The following is a 17,918-nucleotide window of genomic DNA, read 5'->3' as shown; positions in this document are numbered from 1 at the left end:
GAATGGCAAATCTACTGCGCACCTTTGACAGCGGCAGCCGCAAGAACAGAGAGAACCTCTGGATCCTCCTGGGGGTGCTTCTCATCGGCGCACTGCTGGCTATACCGCTTGGCAGCAGCGCCACCACAGCCCTGGCGTTGATCGTCCTCGGTGCGGCCGCCGCGATCTACCTGATCTTGCCCTTGCGGTGGCAGATGTGGACCATCGTCGCCATTGCCGTCTACTTTCAGCCGTTGGAGGCGCTGCAGCTCCCCATTTCGCAGTCGAACGTGCACCTGCTCGACCTCTTTGTCGCCATGACGTTAATGGGGTGGCTGGCGCGTTGGGCTTTGCAGCTCCATACCTTTCGCCTGACGCAGCGTTCTGGCTACCTGCTGCTCGGCATCCTGGCCATCCTACTGTTCCCTGCGCTGGTTGGTCTGCTGAAGGGAAACCTCCTGATCACCATTCTGCGTGACATGCGCGTGCCGTTCTACTACATCGCGCTCTCCTTGTTGGTGGTCAGCAGTGTGCGCACGCGTGACGACCTTTTCCTGACGCTGCGCGGCATTATCCTGGTGGTTCTGCCTGCACTGATCTATTACTTCGTGAGTTGGGCGCTGCGCATTCCCACGGCCGAGGGAGCATCTACCGTCGTGCTGAGCACTGGCCGCTTTCTGCGCTACGGCTTGGTCACAAGCTGGGAGTACATTTTGTTTTGCTGGCTCATGGGCATTGCCTTTTTCCTCACGGGCGAAGTGAAACCCAGTGGGCGACCGTGGCTGGCTCTTCTTACTCTGGGCTGCACCCTGGCCTTGATGGCGCTCTTGGTGCGCGGCATCTACCTGGGTATGATCAGCGGCGTGCTGACGATTGGGCTGTTTAGCCATTGGCTGCGCAAACCGCAGCGTGTACTCAGTGCTGGGCTGATCATCCTTGTCCTGGGTGGCCTGCTCGTGGTGGCTGATGCGGCCGCCGGCACAGGCCTGATTCGTGCGGTCAGCGAACGCGCGGCCTCCATCGTTGACCCCAGCGCCTCAACTTCCAGCTCGGCCGCGAACCGCGAGACGCGCCTGGAAACCACACGCTTCATTAACAACGCGGCCCGCGGCGCGTCCAATCCGTTCATTGGCGCCGGTTATGGCGATCGCGGCAGCTTCGCCTATTCGCGTGCCAGTGAACTGCAGGCGCTCTTCCGTCACAGCGCCTACAGCTGGCTGTTTTATCGCATCGGACTTGTGCAAGGCATCCTCATCTTGCTCTTGTTCGGCGTCGTTGCCCTGCGCGCCGGCCGCCTGGTTTGGCGCATGGAAAATAGCCTGCTGCGCGGCGCCATCGTAACCATCCTGGCCGCTTTCATTGCCAACTTCTTTGTCGGCCTGGGAAACAACACCATCTTCGATTTCTTTGGCGCATTCTCCGTACAAGTCGTCGTCGCACTGGCGCTGCTGCTCAAACTCGATCTACTCCTGGAACCGCACTAGGGAGGTAAGCGCGTGCCGTTGCCGTTGGTCTCCATCGTCACCCCCAGCCTGAACAGCGCAACGTGGATCAGAGCCACGATCGAAAGCGTACTGGCTCAGGACTATCCGCGCCTGGAATTCATTGTCATGGATGGCGGTTCCACGGATGAGACGCACGACATCCTGCGCACCTTCGCCGACCGCCTGACCTGGTATGCTGAGCCTGACAGCGGCATCTCTCAGGCTGTCAATCGAGGTTGGGCGCGCAGCCGCGGCGAGATCCTGGCCTGGATTGGCAGCGACGATCTGTATCGGCCCGGCGCAGTTACTGCGGCCGTGGCAGCCTTGATGGCGCAGCCCGCGACAACCGCCGTCTACGGCGATTGCGACGTGATTGACGCGCAAGGCCGCGTGGCAGGGCGCGTGCCCACTGGCCCCTTCGATCGCGGACGCATCCTGGGCTGGAATTACCTGGCGCAGCCGGCGGTCTTCATGCGTCGGACTGCGCTGGCGCGCGCCGGCTGGCTGGATGAAAGTCTGCTCAACGTGATGGACCACGACCTCTGGATCAAGCTGGCGCGCCAGGGCGACATGGCTTATGTGCCGATGACCTGGGCCGCGGTGCGCGTGCATAGCCAGACCGTGACCAATCGCCAAGTACGCCGCGCCGGCGAAGAAACCATCCGCGTCGTGACGCGCGCGGTCAACGATCCTGCGCTGCCAGCCGCATGGCAGCCGCTGCGCATGCACGCCCTGGGTGAGGCCTATCTGCGCGCGGGCATGTGTTTCTACGCTGCATCAGATTTGCCCCCGGCGCGCACCTATCTACGGCAGGCTCTGCGCTGCGCGCCAGGGCTGGCCCTGGATGGCCGTTTTGTCCGCACCTGGTTCTCGTCATGGCTGGGCGCGCGCCTGATTGCGCGGCTGCGCAGTTGGCGACGCGCGCCGCATCGAGGCGGCGTAGAGCGCAGGAGCGAAGCCTGATCCATGGCGCCCTACCGCATCGTCCACATCATCAAGAACCTGCCCTTCGACGGCGGCACGACGCAGTATCTCTACCAACTGCTGTCGTCACTCGATCGGGCCGTGTTTGCACCCGAAATCCTGGTCATCGAGGCGGATGCGCCCGGCCGCAGTTTCGCCGACGCGTTCCGGGCGTTGAACATTCCAGTCACCTATCAACCAACGCACAGTAACCTGGATTGGCGCGCCTTGCGTTCGATCACTGAATGGCTTGACAGCCGCCATGCGGACCTGGTGCAGACGCACCTGGCGCGTGCGCATATTTATGGCGGAATCGCGGCCTGGCGATTGGGCCTACCCACCATCATGACCGAGCATGGCATCGTGCGCAATACCAGCCTGGCGGTGCGCTTGTGGGACAACATCTACGGCCGCACGGCGGCCCGCATCGTGTGTAATTCCCAGGCAACCTGCCGCCAGGTCGCGCGCGACATGCCGCTGCTGCCCCGCTCAAAACTTGCGGTCATCTATCCTGGCGTCAGCGACCATCCAGCGAACCAAGACCAGGCATCCCCCCTCGCCAGGACAGCTCTTGGGCTGTGCGATGACGACCGGCTGCTGGGCTATGTCGGGACCTTCATGCCGGTGCGCTGTCACGACATCCTCCTGCAAGCTTTTGCACACGTCCGCCAAACGGAACCCCATGCCCGGCTCCTGCTCATCGGCGACGGGCCGCTGCAAGATCATATCCGCAAGCTGATCATCCGCCTGGGCTTGGAGAAATCGGTGCTGGTCTGGAGTGCGCGTGACGACATTCGCCAAATCCTACGGCTGCTCGATGGTTATGTCAATCCTTCCAATGCAGAGGCCTTCGGCATCGCCACCGTGGAGGCGATGCTGGCTGGCCTGCCCATCGTGGTAACCGATGGAGGCGCGCTGCCAGAGTTGATCGAGCACGAAGTGAATGGCCTGGTGACGCCAGCCAACGATGTCGTGGGCTTGGCGGCGGCGCTGCACCGCCTGTTGTCGCCAGAAGCCCAGGCGCGGCAGTGGGGTCAGGCTGCGCGCCAGCGCGCGTTGCAGCAGTTTGGGCCTGCCGCCTTCGCGCAGCAGTTTGCCGCCCTCTATCGGGTCATCCTGGAGCCAACGACCGCAGAATCGCAGCAAGCAGCGCTGGTCAGCATGGCGCCCGCGCTGACGGGGCAGAAGCCCGCGCGGGCTGGCGGCCAGTCCAAACCCAAGCTGTTGGTGGCCGGGCCTACGCCACCGCCCTTTGCCGGCGTGGAGACATTTACGCAGACGGTTGTGACTTCACCGCTCATGCAGCAGCGATTTGCGCTCTCGTTTTGCAACATGCAAAAACCGATCACCAACGAAGAACGCGGGCGCCTGGGATTTGTCAACATACGTTACAACCTGCGGCACCTGCGTCAAGTGTGGGGCATGAGCCGGCGGCTGCGCCCTGACCTGGCCTATCTCCCGTTGAGTCAAAACCGCACCGGTTTCTTTCGCGACTCCATGCTGCTCTGGATGTGCCGCCCGTTTACGCGACGCGTTGTCTTCCAGGTACACGGCGGATCGTTCGATGAATTCTACCGCAGTCAACCGGCCTGGTTTCGTGCATACACGCGCCTCGTTTTTCGTCGGGCGGATGCTTTCCTGATTGGCGGTGAACGGCTCAAGCGGCAGTTTGGCAAGCTCGTGGCGCCGCAGAAATTCCACGTCGCCGCCTATGGCGTTTACACTGTCTATCCACGACGCAGTCGGCTGCCAGAAGACGACAGGCGGGAAATCCGTATCCTGTTCATGGGGCACATCTCGTTTGCCAAAGGCGCGGTTGACCTGGTGCGCGCAATGCCTTTGGTGCTGCCCCATGTCAAGGTGCGCCTGCGCCTGCAAATGGCGGGCGAGTTCATCAGTACAGAGCGCAACATCACCTTCATTCCCGAACATGACAATGCGCCGGGGGCCATCCAGCAGACGATCCACCAGCATCACCTGGAAGAAGTTGTGACGTTCCTGGGTGTGATCAGGGATGAGCAAAAGTTGCAAACCCTGGTAGATTCTGATATTTTTGTACTGCCTTCCTACACCGAAGCCATTGGATTATCTGTGATGGAGGCCATGGCCGCGCAGCTGCCCGTGATCGTCACGCCGGCGGGCGCGCTGCCTGATATGTTGACCGCCGAAACACACTGTCTCTTTGTGCAGCCTGGCGACCCGGCAGCGCTTGCACAGCAATTGCTGCGTTTGATCGAAGACCGGGCTTTGCGTCTGCGCATGGGCCAGGCCAATCGCCAAATCATTGAGGAGCGCTATAACGAGACCGCCTTCCTCAATCGCCTGGCTGACGCCCTGGACGATGTGTTGTGACAGGGGAGGAACCATGAAGCCGATGCCCATAACGGCCGCCGACCTCACGACCAGCGCCGATCCGGCGTCTCTTGCCGCGCCGCGGGTGCACTTGATGGGCGTGCCCGTGGACGGCGTCACTGAAACGCAGGCCGTCGGCATATGCCTGGACGCGATTGCTCAGCGCCGCCAGGTGTGCATCGTGCCCATCAATGCCTCGCAGACGATCCTGGCGCACGAGAACCCGAACTTCCGGTCTGTCGTCCAGGGTTTTGAACTGGCCCTGGCCGACGGCAAGGCGGTCGCCTGGGGCGCGAAATGGATAAAGCGTCTGCCGATACCGGAACAGGTGGGCCTGCCGCCGTTCGTCCATCGCCTGTTGGGCGCTGCGGAATTGTATGAGTACAGCGTCTTCTTCTTTGGCGCTGAGGAGGAAATTGTACAGCAGGCGGCGGCGCGCGCGCGCCAGCGCTGGCCGCGGCTCCTTATTGCCGGCTGCCGTAACGGCTATTTCAAGCCGGCCGATGAGGCTGGCATCGTGGCTGCGGTCAATGACAGCCGGGCCTCCATCCTGCTGGTCGCGTTGCCCTCGCCGATGAAAGAGATGTGGATTGCCAGGCACAAGCGCGAGCTGCGTGCGCCTATCATCGTGGGCGTTGGCGGGCTGTTCGATGTCATGGCGGGCAAGGTGCGCGCCGCGCCTGAGCCAATCCGCAAGCTGGGCTTGGAGTGGGTCTTCCGCATGGTGCAGGAGCCGCAGCGTCTGTTCAAACGCTACATGACTACCACGCCCCTCTTTGTCTTTCGCCTGTTGACTGGCTATGAGCCGCCAAAAGTCGCCGGCGAATAACGAATACACTACACGAAGCAAGGCGGCGGTTTCCACTGGAGACAGGCTGGCGCCTGGTTTGCGGTCGCAGTGCGGCTGGTTCATTGGGACATAATTGCGAAAGGATGATTTTTCATGCGAGTTTTAGTCACCGGCGGCCTGGGCGCAGTCGGTTCAGTCCTGGTGCGTGAGCTGCGCCAGCGCGGCAACGATGTTTGGCTATGCGATTTATCGCATCATCACGACGCGCAATATGTGCGCTGCGATGTGGGGGAGTTTCGACAGGTTGAGCGTCTCTTTGCTCAGCATGACTTTGAATACGTTTACCATCTGGCGGCTGAGTTTGGGCGCAACAACGGCGAAGATTACTATGAGAAAGTCTGGCAGACGAATGCGATTGGCACGAAAAACATCCTGCGCATGCAAGAAGCGCAGCGATTTCGCCTGATTGCGTTCAGCAGCTCCGAAGTCTATGGCGACTATCCCGATGTGATGTCCGAAGATGTCATGGCGCGCTTCGCCGTGCGCCAATTGAACGATTACGCGATCAGCAAATGGGTGAACGAACAGCAGATCATGAACTCCATGGATCGTTTCGGCACCGAGTCGGTGCGCGTCCGCTTGTTCAACACCTACGGCCCCGGCGAGCCTTATTCGCCCTACCGCAGCGTTATCTGCTTGTTCATCTATCGCGCGCTGCACAATTTGCCGTACACGGTCTACCTCAACCATCACCGCAGTTCCACTTACATTGACGACTGTGTGCGCACCCTGGCGAACATCAGCGAACGCTTCCAGCCCGGTGAGATTTACAACATTGCCGGCGATGAATATCACGACATCAAGGCCCTTTCGGACATGATCCTGGCTTACCTGGGCAAAGACGATCGCCTGGTCACCTACCTGGAATATGAGGCGCACAACACGCGCGACAAGCGCGCCGATACGGCTAAGGCCGTACGCGATTTGGGTCATCAGGCCACCGTATCGCTGGCAGAGGGCGTGGCGCGGACGATCGAATGGCAAAAGGTGTTCTATGGCCGAAGCTAAGCAGGTTGTGGTGGTAGGCACGGGCTACGTGGGGCTGCCGGCCGCCTTGATGCTGGCGCGGGCCGGCTGGCGCGTGGTGGGCGTTGACATCAACGAAAACATAGTGCGCGCCATCAACGACGGTGTGCTGCACCTCAAAGAGGCTGAGCTGCAGGAACTGCTGCACGATCCCCAAGTGCGCCAAAATGTGAGCGCGCGTCAGTCGCCCTGCGCGGCCGATGTGTTCATCATTGCGGTGCCTACACCCGTGCTGCCGCGCCAGAAGGTGGCCGATCTCTCCTACGTCGTACGCGCCATCGAATCGCTCCTACCCTACCTGCGGCCGGGGAATCTGATCATCGTCGAGTCAACGATTCCGCCGCTCACGTGTCGCAACGTGGTGACGCCTCTGCTGGAGCGCAGCGGACTGAGGGTCGGCGTTGATCTGCACCTGGCCCACTGTCCGGAGCGCATCCTCCCCGGCGATGTGTTCTACGAAATTGTGCACAACGACCGCGTCATCGGCTGCGCGGAGCCGGTTGGACGCGAGATGGCGCGGGCGGTCTACGCGTCATTCGTGACGGGCGAGCTTTACTTGACCGACGATGTCACCGCCGAACTGTGCAAACTGTGCGAGAATACGTTTCGTGATGTCAACATCGCGCTGGCGAACGAATTTGCGGCTGTCGCCGAAGGCCTGGACATTGACCCGCTTGAAGTCATCCGCCTGGCAAACCGACATCCCCGCGTCAACATCATGCGCCCTGGGATTGGAGTCGGCGGCCACTGCATCCCTCTGGATCCGTGGTTCATCAAAGAGGTGGATCCCGCCAACTCCCGTTTGATCTTCACGGCGCGGCTCGTCAACGATGAAGTGCCGCACAAGATGGCCGCGCGCATCCGCCGGGCCGTGGCGCACATCATGTCGCCCCGGCTGGTCGCCGTTGGCATGAGCTACAAACCCGACACGGAAGACACACGCGAAAGCCCCGCCCTGGAAATCGTCCAGATTCTGACCGCAGATGGTTACCAGGTAACGCATTTCGACCCCCTGGTCGCGGGGCATGAATATACCAGCCTGGCGGCTGCGGTCAAAGACGCCGACTGCCTGCTCCTGCTGGTAGAGCACAAAGTGGTCAAGGAAGCCTGGAGCCGAGAGCAAGATGCGGTCAGAGCAGCCATGCGAACGCCCATCGTCCTACGCTTCTATCAGGACGACTAACCGTGCCAATTGACGCAGGCCAGGCAAGCGCTGGTAAATTGACTGTTCTCTCCATCGTTGGCACGCGGCCCGAAGCCGTAAAGATGGCTCCCGTCATCCAGGCGCTGGCCGTGCAGCCGGGCGTGCGCGCGCTGGTTTGCGCGACAGCCCAACACCGCGAGATGCTCGATCAGGTGTTCGAGATTTTCGCCATTCGCCCTGACGTAGATCTCAACCTGATGCAGCCCAACCAGACGCTGCCTGCGCTGACAGCCCTGGCGCTGACGCGTGTCAGCCAGGTGCTGCAAGATCTGCAGCCTGAGCTGGTCCTGGCGCAGGGCGACACCACCACCGTCATGGTGGCGGGGCTTGCCAGTTTCTACGCCCAGATTCCCATGGGACATGTGGAAGCTGGTCTGCGCACCCATCAGCGCTACAGTCCGTTTCCCGAAGAGATGAACCGCCGCCTGGTCGGCGCGCTGGCATCGCTGCACTTTGCGCCGACCGGCCGCGCGGTTGCCGCGCTGCAGGCCGAAGGCGTACCGGTGGAAGATATTTTTCTCACCGGCAACACGGTAGTGGACGCGCTGCAGTCCATCGCCGCGCAACCGTTCACGCCCGACGCGGCGCTGAGCGCACAACTGCCGCAAGCATCAGGCCGCCGCTTGCTCCTCGTGACCGCGCATCGCCGCGAGAACTTCGGCGCGCCCTTTGAATCAATCTGCCAGGGCCTACGGGCGATCGTCGAACGCAACCCCGATGTTGAATTGGTCTATCCCGTGCACCTCAACCCGAACGTGCGCGAGCCTGTCTTTCGCCTTCTGGCCGGGCGCGCACGCATTCACTTGATTGAGCCGGTCGAGTATCGCACACTCGTCTACCTGCTGAAGCGCTGCACCCTGGTCTTGACCGATTCGGGCGGCATTCAGGAAGAAGCCCCGGTATTGGGCAAACCGGTGTTAGTCCTGCGCCGCGACACCGAGCGACCGGAAGGCATCGAAGCCGGCAACGCGCGGCTTGTGGGCACCGCGCAGGCAGACATCGTGCGCGAAACCGAACGGTTGCTGCACGACGAAGCCGCGTACCGGACGATGTCTCAAGCGGCCAGCCCCTACGGCGATGGATGCGCCGCGCGCCGCATTGTGGACGCCATCGTAACCCGCTTTGGGCTTGCGGCGTCTTCCGAGTAGCCGAGCTGAACATCCCCCCTTTGTACGCCTGTGAGACGAGTCATCATGGAGCTTCCAACCACACCAGTGGCGCGGCCGCGCCCGATGTATGACCTGAGTAAACGCTGTTTCGACGCCGGCGTCAGCGCGCTGCTCCTGGCGCTGTTGGCGCCGCTGTTCTTGCTCATTGCCATGGCGGTCAAGTTGACTTCGGCTGGCCCGGTTTTCTATCGCTGGCAGGTGGTTGGCCTGGGCGGACGACCGTTCACTGGCTACAAGTTCCGCACCATGGTGGTCAACGCGGACGCGTTGAAAGCCCAGCTCTTAGCCGCCAACGAAATGAGCGGGCCGGTTTTCAAGATCAAACGCGACCCACGCATCACGCCAGTGGGGCGATTCTTGCGCAAACTGAGCCTGGACGAACTGCCGCAGTTGTGGAGCGTGCTCAAGGGCGACATGAGCCTGGTCGGGCCGCGGCCGCCTCTGCGCACCGAGTACGTGCAGTTCACGCCCTGGCAGCGCGCCAAGCTCAGCGTCAAGCCAGGCATCACCTGCCTCTGGCAGATTGGTGGGCGCAACCGCGTGAGCAATTTCGATGAATGGGTGCAGCTTGACCTGGACTACATCGCGCAGCGTTCCTTTTGGTTCGATCTGTGGATTCTGCTGCGCACTGTACCTGCGGTCCTGTTCGGGCGCGGCGCGTACTAGCCGCCGATCACAACATAACCCCATGAAAATGTGCTCACTTCAGCTTCCTGTGCTAAAATGAAGGTGGGCATCTACGGACGGGAGAGGATGGCACTCTCTCGTTCTTTTTGCTTGCACGACGGCGACTTGGTGCAATTCGCGGAATTACGATCGAGAAACGGGTGGATACAACGGTCTTGTCTGGGACAGCGCAGCTTCACTCAGTGCGCCAGGAGCAGGAATTCTACGAGGGTGTCTATCGGCAGCAGGATGACCTTTCGGTGCTGTTGGCGGAACCGCTGAGCATACGTGAAGTCTATGCGCTCGATCTCCTGGGCGATTGTCGAGCGCAAATGGTGCTGGATGTAGGCAGCGGCGGCGGCCGTCACGCCGTTGAAATGGCGCGTCGGGGGGCGGTTGTGCTGGCTACTGATGTGGCCGTGAAAGGCCTGCAGCAGGGTCGCGCGCTCGCCAGGCTGGCCGGGCAACTGCAGCAAATCCATGGCGCCAGCATGGACGCCCACCGGTTGGCGCTTGCCGACGGCGCCGTGCACCTGGTTTTTGGCGCCCAGGTGCTGCACCATCTAGATTGCGCACAAGCCGGCGCGGAGATTGGCCGGGTGCTCAAGCCAGGCGGCCGCGCGGTTTTCATTGAGAACTCGGACCGCAACCCGGTGCTCCGATGGGCGCGGCGCCATCTGATGGGTCGTTTTGGTTTTCGCCGCTACGGCTCGGCTGCGGAATCCCCCTTGGACGACGCTGAGATTGACGAATTCTGTCAGTATTTTGGCGGAGCGGTGCAGGTTCACTTCCCGCAGCTCTGCTTGACAGTCTTGTTGGCCCGTCACTGGCTCAATTTTCCGTGGGCCGTGCGCTTTTTCATGACACTCGACCAGTGGCTTGAACGGTGGATCCCTGCCCTGCGGCCCTGGAGCTTTCTGCAGGTGCTAGAATTCACGAAAGCACCATCAAACAACCCGACAGGTGATGAATGAACGTCTTAGTAACAGGCGGGGCCGGCTTCATCGGCTCGCACACCGTTGATCTCTTGTTGACGCAAGGTCACGCGGTGCGCATTTTCGACAACCTGACGCCTCCCGTGCATCTCAATGGGCAGCTGCCTGACTATGTGCCGGCGGCCGCCGAGTTTGTGCTGGGCGACGTGCGTGATCGCAGTGCTCTGAACAAGGCCTTGCAGGGCATGGATGCCGTGATTCACCTGGCGGCATACCAGGACTACTTGCCTGATTTTTCCAAGTTCTTTCATGTCAACACCGTCGGCACAGCCTTATTGTATGAGCTCATTGTCGAACAGCGCTACCCAATCCAAAAAGTCGTTGTGGCGTCATCGCAGGCTGTCTACGGCGAAGGCAAATACCGCTGCCCGCAGCACCAGGTGCAATACCCCGGTCCGCGGCCAGAAGAACAACTGCGCGCCGGCCGCTGGGAGCTGACCTGCCCGGTGTGCGGAGGTCCGCTTGAATGGCAGCGCACCGATGAAACCCATGTCAACCCCCACAACCAATATGCCATTTCCAAATACACCCAGGAAATGATTGCGCTCAACCTGGGTCGCCGCTACCAGATTCCATCCGTTGCCATGCGCTTTTCCATTACCCAGGGGCCGCGCCAATCGTTTCGCAACGCCTATTCCGGCATCTTGCGCCTGTTCACCATGGCCCTATTACATGCGGATGCGCCCGTGGCTTACGAAGATGGTCGCCAGATGCGAGATTATGTCAATGTTTCCGATGTCGCGCGTGCGATCGCACTCGTGCTGCAAGACGCACGCGCAGACTACCGCCCCTTCAACGTCGGCGGCAAGGAGGCCATCTGCGTGATTGATTATGCGGCCGCCGTCGCGCAGATCATCGGCCGCGACCTGGAGCCCCAGATTCCAGGTGAGTTTCGCCTCGGCGATACCCGCCACATCGTGTCCGACATCGGCCAACTGCAGACGCTCGGTTGGCAACCCAACGTGCCCTTACAGCAAACGATTCACGACTACGTCGCCTGGGCGCGGTCGCAGCCCACGTTTGCCAACTATTATCAGGAAGCCAGCCGTATCATGAAAAAACTCGGCACGGTGCGGTCTGTCGCGTGATTACATCCGTTAGCCGCCGCGGCTCTCTGCCCATGACGTCATTGGACGTTGACGTGCAACAACCCGAATATACGCAGCAGCTGCTTCTGTTGGTCAGCCGACGCAGCCTCACGAGCGAAGAAAGCAAGCAGGTGTTGGCGTCCATCGAACGCGGGGTTTCGTGGCCGTTTTTCTTTGAACTGGCGCAGGCGCACGGCCTGTCGCCGCTCGTCTTTCATAACCTGCGCACGCTCAACGCCGCCGGCTCGGTGCCGCTGGCGGTGTGGCGTCAGTTCGAGGCCAGCTACTACAGCACCTTGGGCGACAATCTGCTGCTGGAATCTGAACTCTTCCGAGCCACAGAGCAGCTGCGCAGCCGGCAGATTGATTTTCTGCTCCTCAAGGGCATTGTGCTCGGCGCGCTGCTCTATCCCGACCCGGCCTTGCGCCCCTCTGCTGACCTGGACATCATGGTGCCCACAGCCCAGGTCGAGGGCGCTCGCCAAGCCCTGGAAGAGTTGGGCTACGGGCTGCAGCCCGGTCGCCAGCTCGGCTTCCAGTTGGCGCACAGCTATGATCTCCCCTACGTGTACCAAACCGCCAGCGGCCAAGGCGTACTGATCGAGCTGCACTGGAGCCTGGCCGAACCAGAGCTTTTCAATCTCGACATCGCCGCCCTCTGGCAGCGCGCGCAAACCTTTGCATATAACGGTCACAGCCTGCCCTCCCTATCGCTTGAGGACATCCTCTTTCACCTGACCATTCACATCCGCAAGCACCGCTACGTTGGGTTGCGCTGGTTGGTGGACGTCAGCGAGATGCTGCGCACCTTTGGCGCTGACCTGGACTGGCCCTACCTCGTCAGCCTGGCGCAGCAGGCCGGGGCGCGCACCCTCCTGTACATGACACTGCAGTTGGCGCATGATGTCATGGGCGCGCCCGTGCCGCCCCCCATTCTCGATAGACTGCGCCCCGGTCGCGCGCGCCGTTTTCTCCTCAAACCCTTTGTGGATGCGCAAAACTTGATGCGCATCATCCATGAAGACAGCGCAGAATGGAGTTGGCTCGGTTTGGGCCAGATTCTGCTGCTTGATCGGGGCCGCGCCATGCTGCATGATGTACAGCATCGCTTCGCACCCCCCATCAACATCTTTCCCGGCCACCAACGACATGATCACCCTGGCCTGCTGTATGCGGGCTGGTTCTACGCCAGCCGCCTGGGTCTCATCCTGGGCCGCATGGGTCGCGCCGGAGGTCGGCGGTTGTGGGTTGGGCTGCGCCGGCGATGGGGGCGTGCCTGAGGCGGCGCTATGCTGATTGCTCGTTCACCAGTGCGCATTAGCCTGGCAGGCGGCGGGACCGACCTGCCGGCTTACTATTTGCGCTACGGCGGCGCCGTCATCAACACGGCGATCAACCGCTACTTCTACGTCATCCTCAATGTCAATGACAGCGACACCCTGCAGATCACCTCGTCTGATTACCAAACCTTCTATCGCCACGACCCCGACGCAGAGTTGATGAGCGAAGGTTCTCTCAGTCTGCCGCGCGCGGTGTTGCATCACTTTGGCGTCACCCGCGGCCTCTCGATGTTTCTGGCCTCTGAGGTGCCGCCTGGCACTGGCCTCGGCTCATCCAGCAGCGTCACCGTAGCTCTGGTCAAGGCCGTCAGCGCCGCCTGCGGCTGGACGATGAGCAAGCACGAGATTGCGGCCGAAGCATGTTACATTGAACTGCAGAAACTCGGCATGCCCATCGGCAAACAAGACCAGTACGCCTCTGCGTTCGGCGGCATCAACTATATCGAGTTTCAAGGAGAAAGCGTGCAGGTAACGCCGTTATCCCTGTCCCTGGAAACCTGGCAGCGCCTGCAGCGCAGACTGATGCTCTTTTTCACCGGCAGTTCACGCAACTCAACGGAAATCCTGAGCAAACAAAGCCGTTCCAGCAAACACGACGATGCGCAGGTGATCAGCGCGTTGCACAGCGTGAAGGCCATGACCGCGGAGGTCAAGGTGTGTCTGGAGCAGGGCAAGCTGGACGCATTTGGCGATCTGCTGGATCAAAACTGGCAGGCCAAGAAACGCTTCGCGCCGGGCGTTTCCAACGCCAAAATTGATGAGAGCTATGCGCAGGCGCGCGCCTGCGGAGCCTTGGGCGGGAAGATCACGGGCGCGGGCGGCGGCGGCTTCCTGATGCTCTACTGCGAAGAAGGCCATCAAACGCGCGTCACCGAAGCCCTGAGTGGTTTGGGGCTGCAGCGCATGGATTTCCGCTTCGATCAAAACGGCGCCCAGGTGCTCATGAACAGCGGGCTGCAGCTTCATTCGCCCCTTGCGCACCTGCGCCACCGCGCACGTCTGCACCAAGAGTAACGATCATGTCACGTCGTGAACGTATGCTTCTGGTTCTCATTTTGCTCGCCTTGGATGCGCTAATGATTGGCGCGGCCTTGATGGCGGCCTATTACGTGCGCATTGAAAGCGGCTTGCTGCCCGCGCGCAACTTCAGTCCACCCAACGAATACATGCGTTCCAGCCTACTCTCGATCCCTTTGTGGATTTTCATCTTGGCCCTTCATCGGCTCTACGATGCGCGCTTGCTCCTCGAAGGATTGCAGGAGTATTTCAAGGTGGCCGCGGCCTGTACCTACGGCCTGTTTGCGCTGGTTCTCACGGCCGTGTTCACCAGCCCTGGCTCCGCCTTGCCCGCGCGCGGCTGGCTGCTGCTGGCATGGTTCTTCTCGATCGCCTTCCTTGTCCTGGCGCGCTTCACCGTACGCCGCGTCATCGTGCTCGTGCGCAGCCGCGGTCGCTTCGTCACGCGCGTCCTGATCGTCGGCGCCAATGCTCATGGACAAGCGCTGGCGAGTCAATTCCGCACCGTGCCTGGCGCACGTCTCGAAGTCGTCGGTTTCCTGGACGATTTTTTGCCCCTGGGCGCGCACGTCGGCGAAGGCATCCACGGCGCGACGCTCGAAGTCATCGGAACGCCGGCCATGCTGCACGAAGTGGCCCGGCGTTACGGCGTCAAAGAAGTCATCGTCATTGCCACGGCCGTGGCCTGGGAGACCTTTCAGAACTTGATGCAGCAGGCCGCAGCGCCCAGCGATTTCGAGATTCTGCTCTCGCCCGGCACCTATGACATCCTGGCGACCAGCGTGGAGGTCAGCTACCGCGACTTCGTGCCCCTTCTGCGCGTCAACACAATGCGCCTGACCGGTTTCGATGCATTGTTCAAATCAGCCATGGATATCAGCCTTGGGCTGATCGCCTCGATCATTCTAGCGCCAGCGGCGCTCCTGTTGGCGGTCGCGATTCGCCTGTCTACCCATGAGCCGATCCTGGAGAGTCACGAGGTTTGGGGTGTACGCGGCAGTTCGTTCATGACGTATAAATTTAACACCCGCTTTGGTCGCCCCGGTCTGCGATCTCCAATTCCTGATCCGACCGCCTCGCCGCATCCACTGGCTCGCTTCATGCTGCGCCTGGGGCTTGACAAGTTGCCGCAGTTGATTAATATCATGACCGGACGCATGAGCCTGATCGGCCCTCGCACCATTGCCCGCAGTCGCGACATCCTGGTTGAGCCGACCCTCGCGAACCTGTTGACGATCAAGCCCGGCATCACCGGTCCCTGGGCGGTCGGCGGCGAACGCGGCTTCGATGAAGAGATGCGCCTGACCAATTACTACATTCGCAACTGGACAATCTGGATGGATTTGCAGATCCTGCTGCAGACCGTGGTGCGCATTCTGCGCGGTGAACGCGCCAAAGCTCAACTTCCCCTGTCTGAGGAGGATTACCCAACATGACCGACTTGCACGATGTTCACAACCAGGCTGCACAGTATGTAGCAGATGTTCAAAGTCTCATGCACGAGCTGCCCCTGGCCGCGGTGCCGCCCGTGGTCGAGGCCCTGCTCAACGCGCGCGCGCGCGGACGGCACGTCTTCGTTTGCGGCAACGGCGGCAGCGCAGCCACCGCCTCTCATTTTGTCAACGACTTGAACAAGGGCACAAACGTCGCCGGCAAACGTCGTTTCCGGGCCGTCGGTCTGGTGGACAATACGCCGCTGCTGATGGCCTGGAGCAACGATACGGCCTACGAACACGCGCTGGCCGAGCAGGTGGTCAACTTCGTTGAACCCGGCGACGTGCTCGTGGCGATCAGCGGCAGCGGCAACTCCCCCAACGTCCTGCGCGCAGTCGAAGTGGCGCACGCGCATGGCGCGATCACGGTGGGTATGACTGGCTTCAACGGCGGCCAGTTGAGATCGCTGGTTGACCTGAGCCTTCATGTGCCCAGCCTTTGCATGGAACAGGTGGAGGATGCGCATATGATCCTGTGCCACACCCTCACGGTGACGCTGCGCCGCGCCATCGCCGCTGAGTAAGGATCATGGCCGATCAGAATCGCGCCAATGGCTGCCGTCCGGCCATCTTCCTCGATCGCGATGGCGTCATCAACGAGAACCTTCCCCACTACGTCAAGTCGTGGGATGACGTTCATATCCTGCCCGGCGTCCTCGATGCGCTGCGCACCCTGCGCCAGACGCCATTTGCCGTCGTTGTGGTGACCAACCAGTCGGCGGTCAACCGTGGTTTGCTGACCCTGGCCGTGCTGCACGACATGCACACGCGGCTGCAAGCCGTCATTGCCGAAGCGGGCGGGCAGTTGGACGGGATCTTTTATTGCCCCCATCGCCCGGATGAGGGCTGTGCCTGCCGCAAGCCGCAGCCCGGCCTGCTGTTGCAGGCTGCGACCGCGCTGCACCTTGACCTGGCGCGATCCTACCTGGTCGGCGATGCCATTACCGACCTGGAAGCCGCCCTGGCTGTGGGGGTTCAGCCTCTGCTCGTGCGCACCGGCCGCGGCGCCAATCATGCCGCGCTGCTCGATACACAAACCCGCACCCTCTGTCCTGTGGTCAACGATCTCAGTCAGGCTATTGCCTGGATCCTCGACCGTTCCCGCAACGGCTGATCTCTGCCCCGGCTCCATTACCTCATCAACATCGCCGCCAATCCCGCGGCCGCGCCGCCCATCAGCAGCCAGGTGGCCGGAACCCGCCAGCGAAACAGCAAGAGGGCAGACGCCAGGCCCAGGCCGACGGTGAACCAGTCTGTGAACGCCGCGCGCGCCAATTGCCAGGTCACCGCGGCCATCAAACCGAGCGAGGCCGCATTGGCGCCGTCCAGCAGCGCGCCGGTCCACGGCGACGCGCGCAGTCGGGGAATCAATGGCCCGCTGAGCGCGACAAAGACAAAGGCGGGCAGAAAGATGCCGATCGTGGCCAGGACAGCACCGGGCGCGCCGCCCAGCAGATAGCCAATGAACGTGGCTGTGGTGAAGAGCGGCCCTGGCGTGATTTGTCCCACGGCAATGGCATCAATGAGTTGTTGATCATTGAGCCATCCCAGGCGCAGCACGAAATCTGCACGCACAAAGGCAAACAGCACATAACCGCTGCCGTAAAGCACCGAGCCAATCTTGAGGAACGTCAGAAAGAGCCGTGCAAAGGTAAATGGCACAGGAGCCGCAGCCATCCAGGTCAGCCCCCAGGGAATCGCCAGCGCGCCGAGCGTGCGTGCACCCAGGCGCCAATTGCGAATGAGCATGACGACGAGGATGAGGCCAAAGAGCAGCGCCAGCTCATTGACGCCGAGCAGGGCGAGAAGCAGGGCCAATCCCGCGGCGGCGACCGTTACCCAGTCGCGCAGCGCTTTTTGACCTAGAGACCACAGCGCCTGCGCCACGATCGCGATAATGACTGGTTTGATGCCGATCAGCAGCCAGTTGATCTGGGGCGTGGCGCCAAAACGGACATAGACCGCGGCGAGCGCCATGACCGCCAGCATGGCCGGCAGGATGAATCCGGCTCCGCCGGCGAGCAGCCCCAGCCAGCCCGCGCGCAGGCGTCCAATATGAATCGCCATCTCGGTGGAATTCGGCCCTGGGATCAGGTTGGTGGCGCCAAGGAGATCAAGAAATTCCTGGTCATCCAGCCAGCGGCGGCGGCGGACGATTTCATCATGAAACACACCGACATGTGCAGCCGGGCCGCCAAACGCGGTCAGACCCAACTTGAGAAACACAAGGAACACGTCGCGCAGGCGCAGTGATAAATTCTGCGTGGATGACGGCGTCATTTGTCTGCGATC

Annotated in this window: 16 protein-coding genes; 15 read left to right on the top strand and 1 reads right to left on the bottom strand. The window is 61.6% G+C overall.

The annotated features are described in order from the left end of the window. Positions 1 to 2: 2 nt before the first annotated feature. From ACPQ6D_RS08025 to gmhB, 15 genes are all read left to right on the top strand, one after another. Positions 3 to 1,463 carry a hypothetical protein gene (locus ACPQ6D_RS08025; RefSeq protein WP_423223787.1) on the top strand — a complete coding sequence of 487 codons (1,461 nt, stop codon included), beginning with the start codon at positions 3 to 5 and terminating at the stop codon, positions 1,461 to 1,463. A gap of 12 nt (positions 1,464 to 1,475) precedes the next feature. Continuing rightward, positions 1,476 to 2,426 (top strand): glycosyltransferase family 2 protein, encoded by a 951-nt coding sequence (locus tag ACPQ6D_RS08020; RefSeq protein WP_423223786.1) that lies wholly within the window; start codon positions 1,476 to 1,478, stop codon positions 2,424 to 2,426. Positions 2,427 to 2,429: 3 nt separating this feature from the next. Continuing rightward, entirely contained in the window at positions 2,430 to 4,778 is a 2,349-nt protein-coding gene (locus ACPQ6D_RS08015; RefSeq protein WP_423223785.1) for a glycosyltransferase family 4 protein, read from the top strand. Between the two features lie 22 nt (positions 4,779 to 4,800). After that, positions 4,801 to 5,607: a WecB/TagA/CpsF family glycosyltransferase gene (locus ACPQ6D_RS08010; protein WP_423223784.1), complete on the top strand. Its 807-nt coding sequence runs from the start codon at positions 4,801 to 4,803 to the stop codon at positions 5,605 to 5,607. Positions 5,608 to 5,721: 114 nt separating this feature from the next. Beyond that, on the top strand, positions 5,722 to 6,636 hold the full coding sequence (locus tag ACPQ6D_RS08005) for an NAD-dependent epimerase/dehydratase family protein (protein WP_423223783.1): 915 nt from the start codon (positions 5,722 to 5,724) through the stop codon (positions 6,634 to 6,636). Further along, the gene (locus ACPQ6D_RS08000; RefSeq protein WP_423223782.1) at positions 6,623 to 7,837 is read left to right on the top strand and encodes a nucleotide sugar dehydrogenase; all 1,215 of its coding nucleotides are present in this window, start codon (positions 6,623 to 6,625) and stop codon (positions 7,835 to 7,837) included. Before ACPQ6D_RS08005 ends, ACPQ6D_RS08000 begins: the two co-directional genes overlap by 14 nt. Before the next feature lie 2 nt (positions 7,838 to 7,839). Continuing rightward, a complete protein-coding gene (wecB, locus tag ACPQ6D_RS07995) occupies positions 7,840 to 9,006 on the top strand; it encodes a non-hydrolyzing UDP-N-acetylglucosamine 2-epimerase (RefSeq protein ID WP_423223781.1) in 1,167 nt (388 codons plus the stop codon). Between the two features lie 45 nt (positions 9,007 to 9,051). Further along, complete coding sequence (locus tag ACPQ6D_RS07990; protein WP_423223780.1) at positions 9,052 to 9,693, top strand: sugar transferase; 642 nt, start codon at positions 9,052 to 9,054, stop codon at positions 9,691 to 9,693. 161 nt (positions 9,694 to 9,854) lie between these two features. After that, complete coding sequence (locus ACPQ6D_RS07985; RefSeq protein WP_423223779.1) at positions 9,855 to 10,667, top strand: class I SAM-dependent methyltransferase; 813 nt, start codon at positions 9,855 to 9,857, stop codon at positions 10,665 to 10,667. Further along, positions 10,664 to 11,776, top strand: coding sequence for an NAD-dependent epimerase/dehydratase family protein (locus ACPQ6D_RS07980; protein ID WP_423223778.1), 1,113 nt, complete (start codon positions 10,664 to 10,666; stop codon positions 11,774 to 11,776). Before ACPQ6D_RS07985 ends, ACPQ6D_RS07980 begins: the two co-directional genes overlap by 4 nt. A 53-nt stretch (positions 11,777 to 11,829) precedes the next feature. Beyond that, positions 11,830 to 13,056: a nucleotidyltransferase domain-containing protein gene (locus ACPQ6D_RS07975; protein ID WP_423223777.1), complete on the top strand. Its 1,227-nt coding sequence runs from the start codon at positions 11,830 to 11,832 to the stop codon at positions 13,054 to 13,056. A gap of 9 nt (positions 13,057 to 13,065) precedes the next feature. Continuing rightward, complete coding sequence (locus ACPQ6D_RS07970) at positions 13,066 to 14,130, top strand: GHMP family kinase ATP-binding protein (protein WP_423223776.1); 1,065 nt, start codon at positions 13,066 to 13,068, stop codon at positions 14,128 to 14,130. A gap of 5 nt (positions 14,131 to 14,135) precedes the next feature. Further along, on the top strand, positions 14,136 to 15,569 hold the full coding sequence (locus ACPQ6D_RS07965; RefSeq protein ID WP_423223775.1) for a sugar transferase: 1,434 nt from the start codon (positions 14,136 to 14,138) through the stop codon (positions 15,567 to 15,569). After that, a complete protein-coding gene (locus ACPQ6D_RS07960; protein ID WP_423223774.1) occupies positions 15,566 to 16,150 on the top strand; it encodes an SIS domain-containing protein in 585 nt (194 codons plus the stop codon). Before ACPQ6D_RS07965 ends, ACPQ6D_RS07960 begins: the two co-directional genes overlap by 4 nt. A 5-nt stretch (positions 16,151 to 16,155) precedes the next feature. Further along, the gene (gene gmhB, locus ACPQ6D_RS07955) at positions 16,156 to 16,740 is read left to right on the top strand and encodes a D-glycero-beta-D-manno-heptose 1,7-bisphosphate 7-phosphatase (RefSeq protein ID WP_423223773.1); all 585 of its coding nucleotides are present in this window, start codon (positions 16,156 to 16,158) and stop codon (positions 16,738 to 16,740) included. 17 nt (positions 16,741 to 16,757) lie between these two features. Here the strand turns inward: gmhB and chrA are convergent, their stop codons facing one another. Next, positions 16,758 to 17,906: a chromate efflux transporter gene (gene chrA, locus ACPQ6D_RS07950; protein ID WP_423223772.1), complete on the bottom strand. Its 1,149-nt coding sequence runs from the start codon at positions 17,904 to 17,906 to the stop codon at positions 16,758 to 16,760. Between the last annotated feature and the right edge of the window lie 12 nt (positions 17,907 to 17,918).

Source organism: Candidatus Amarolinea aalborgensis (assembly GCF_900491745.1).
GTDB lineage: Bacteria > Chloroflexota > Anaerolineae > SSC4 > Amarolineaceae > Amarolinea > Amarolinea aalborgensis.
Note: the sequence above shows the minus strand (reverse complement) of the source record. Positions and strands in the feature narration are given on the sequence as shown.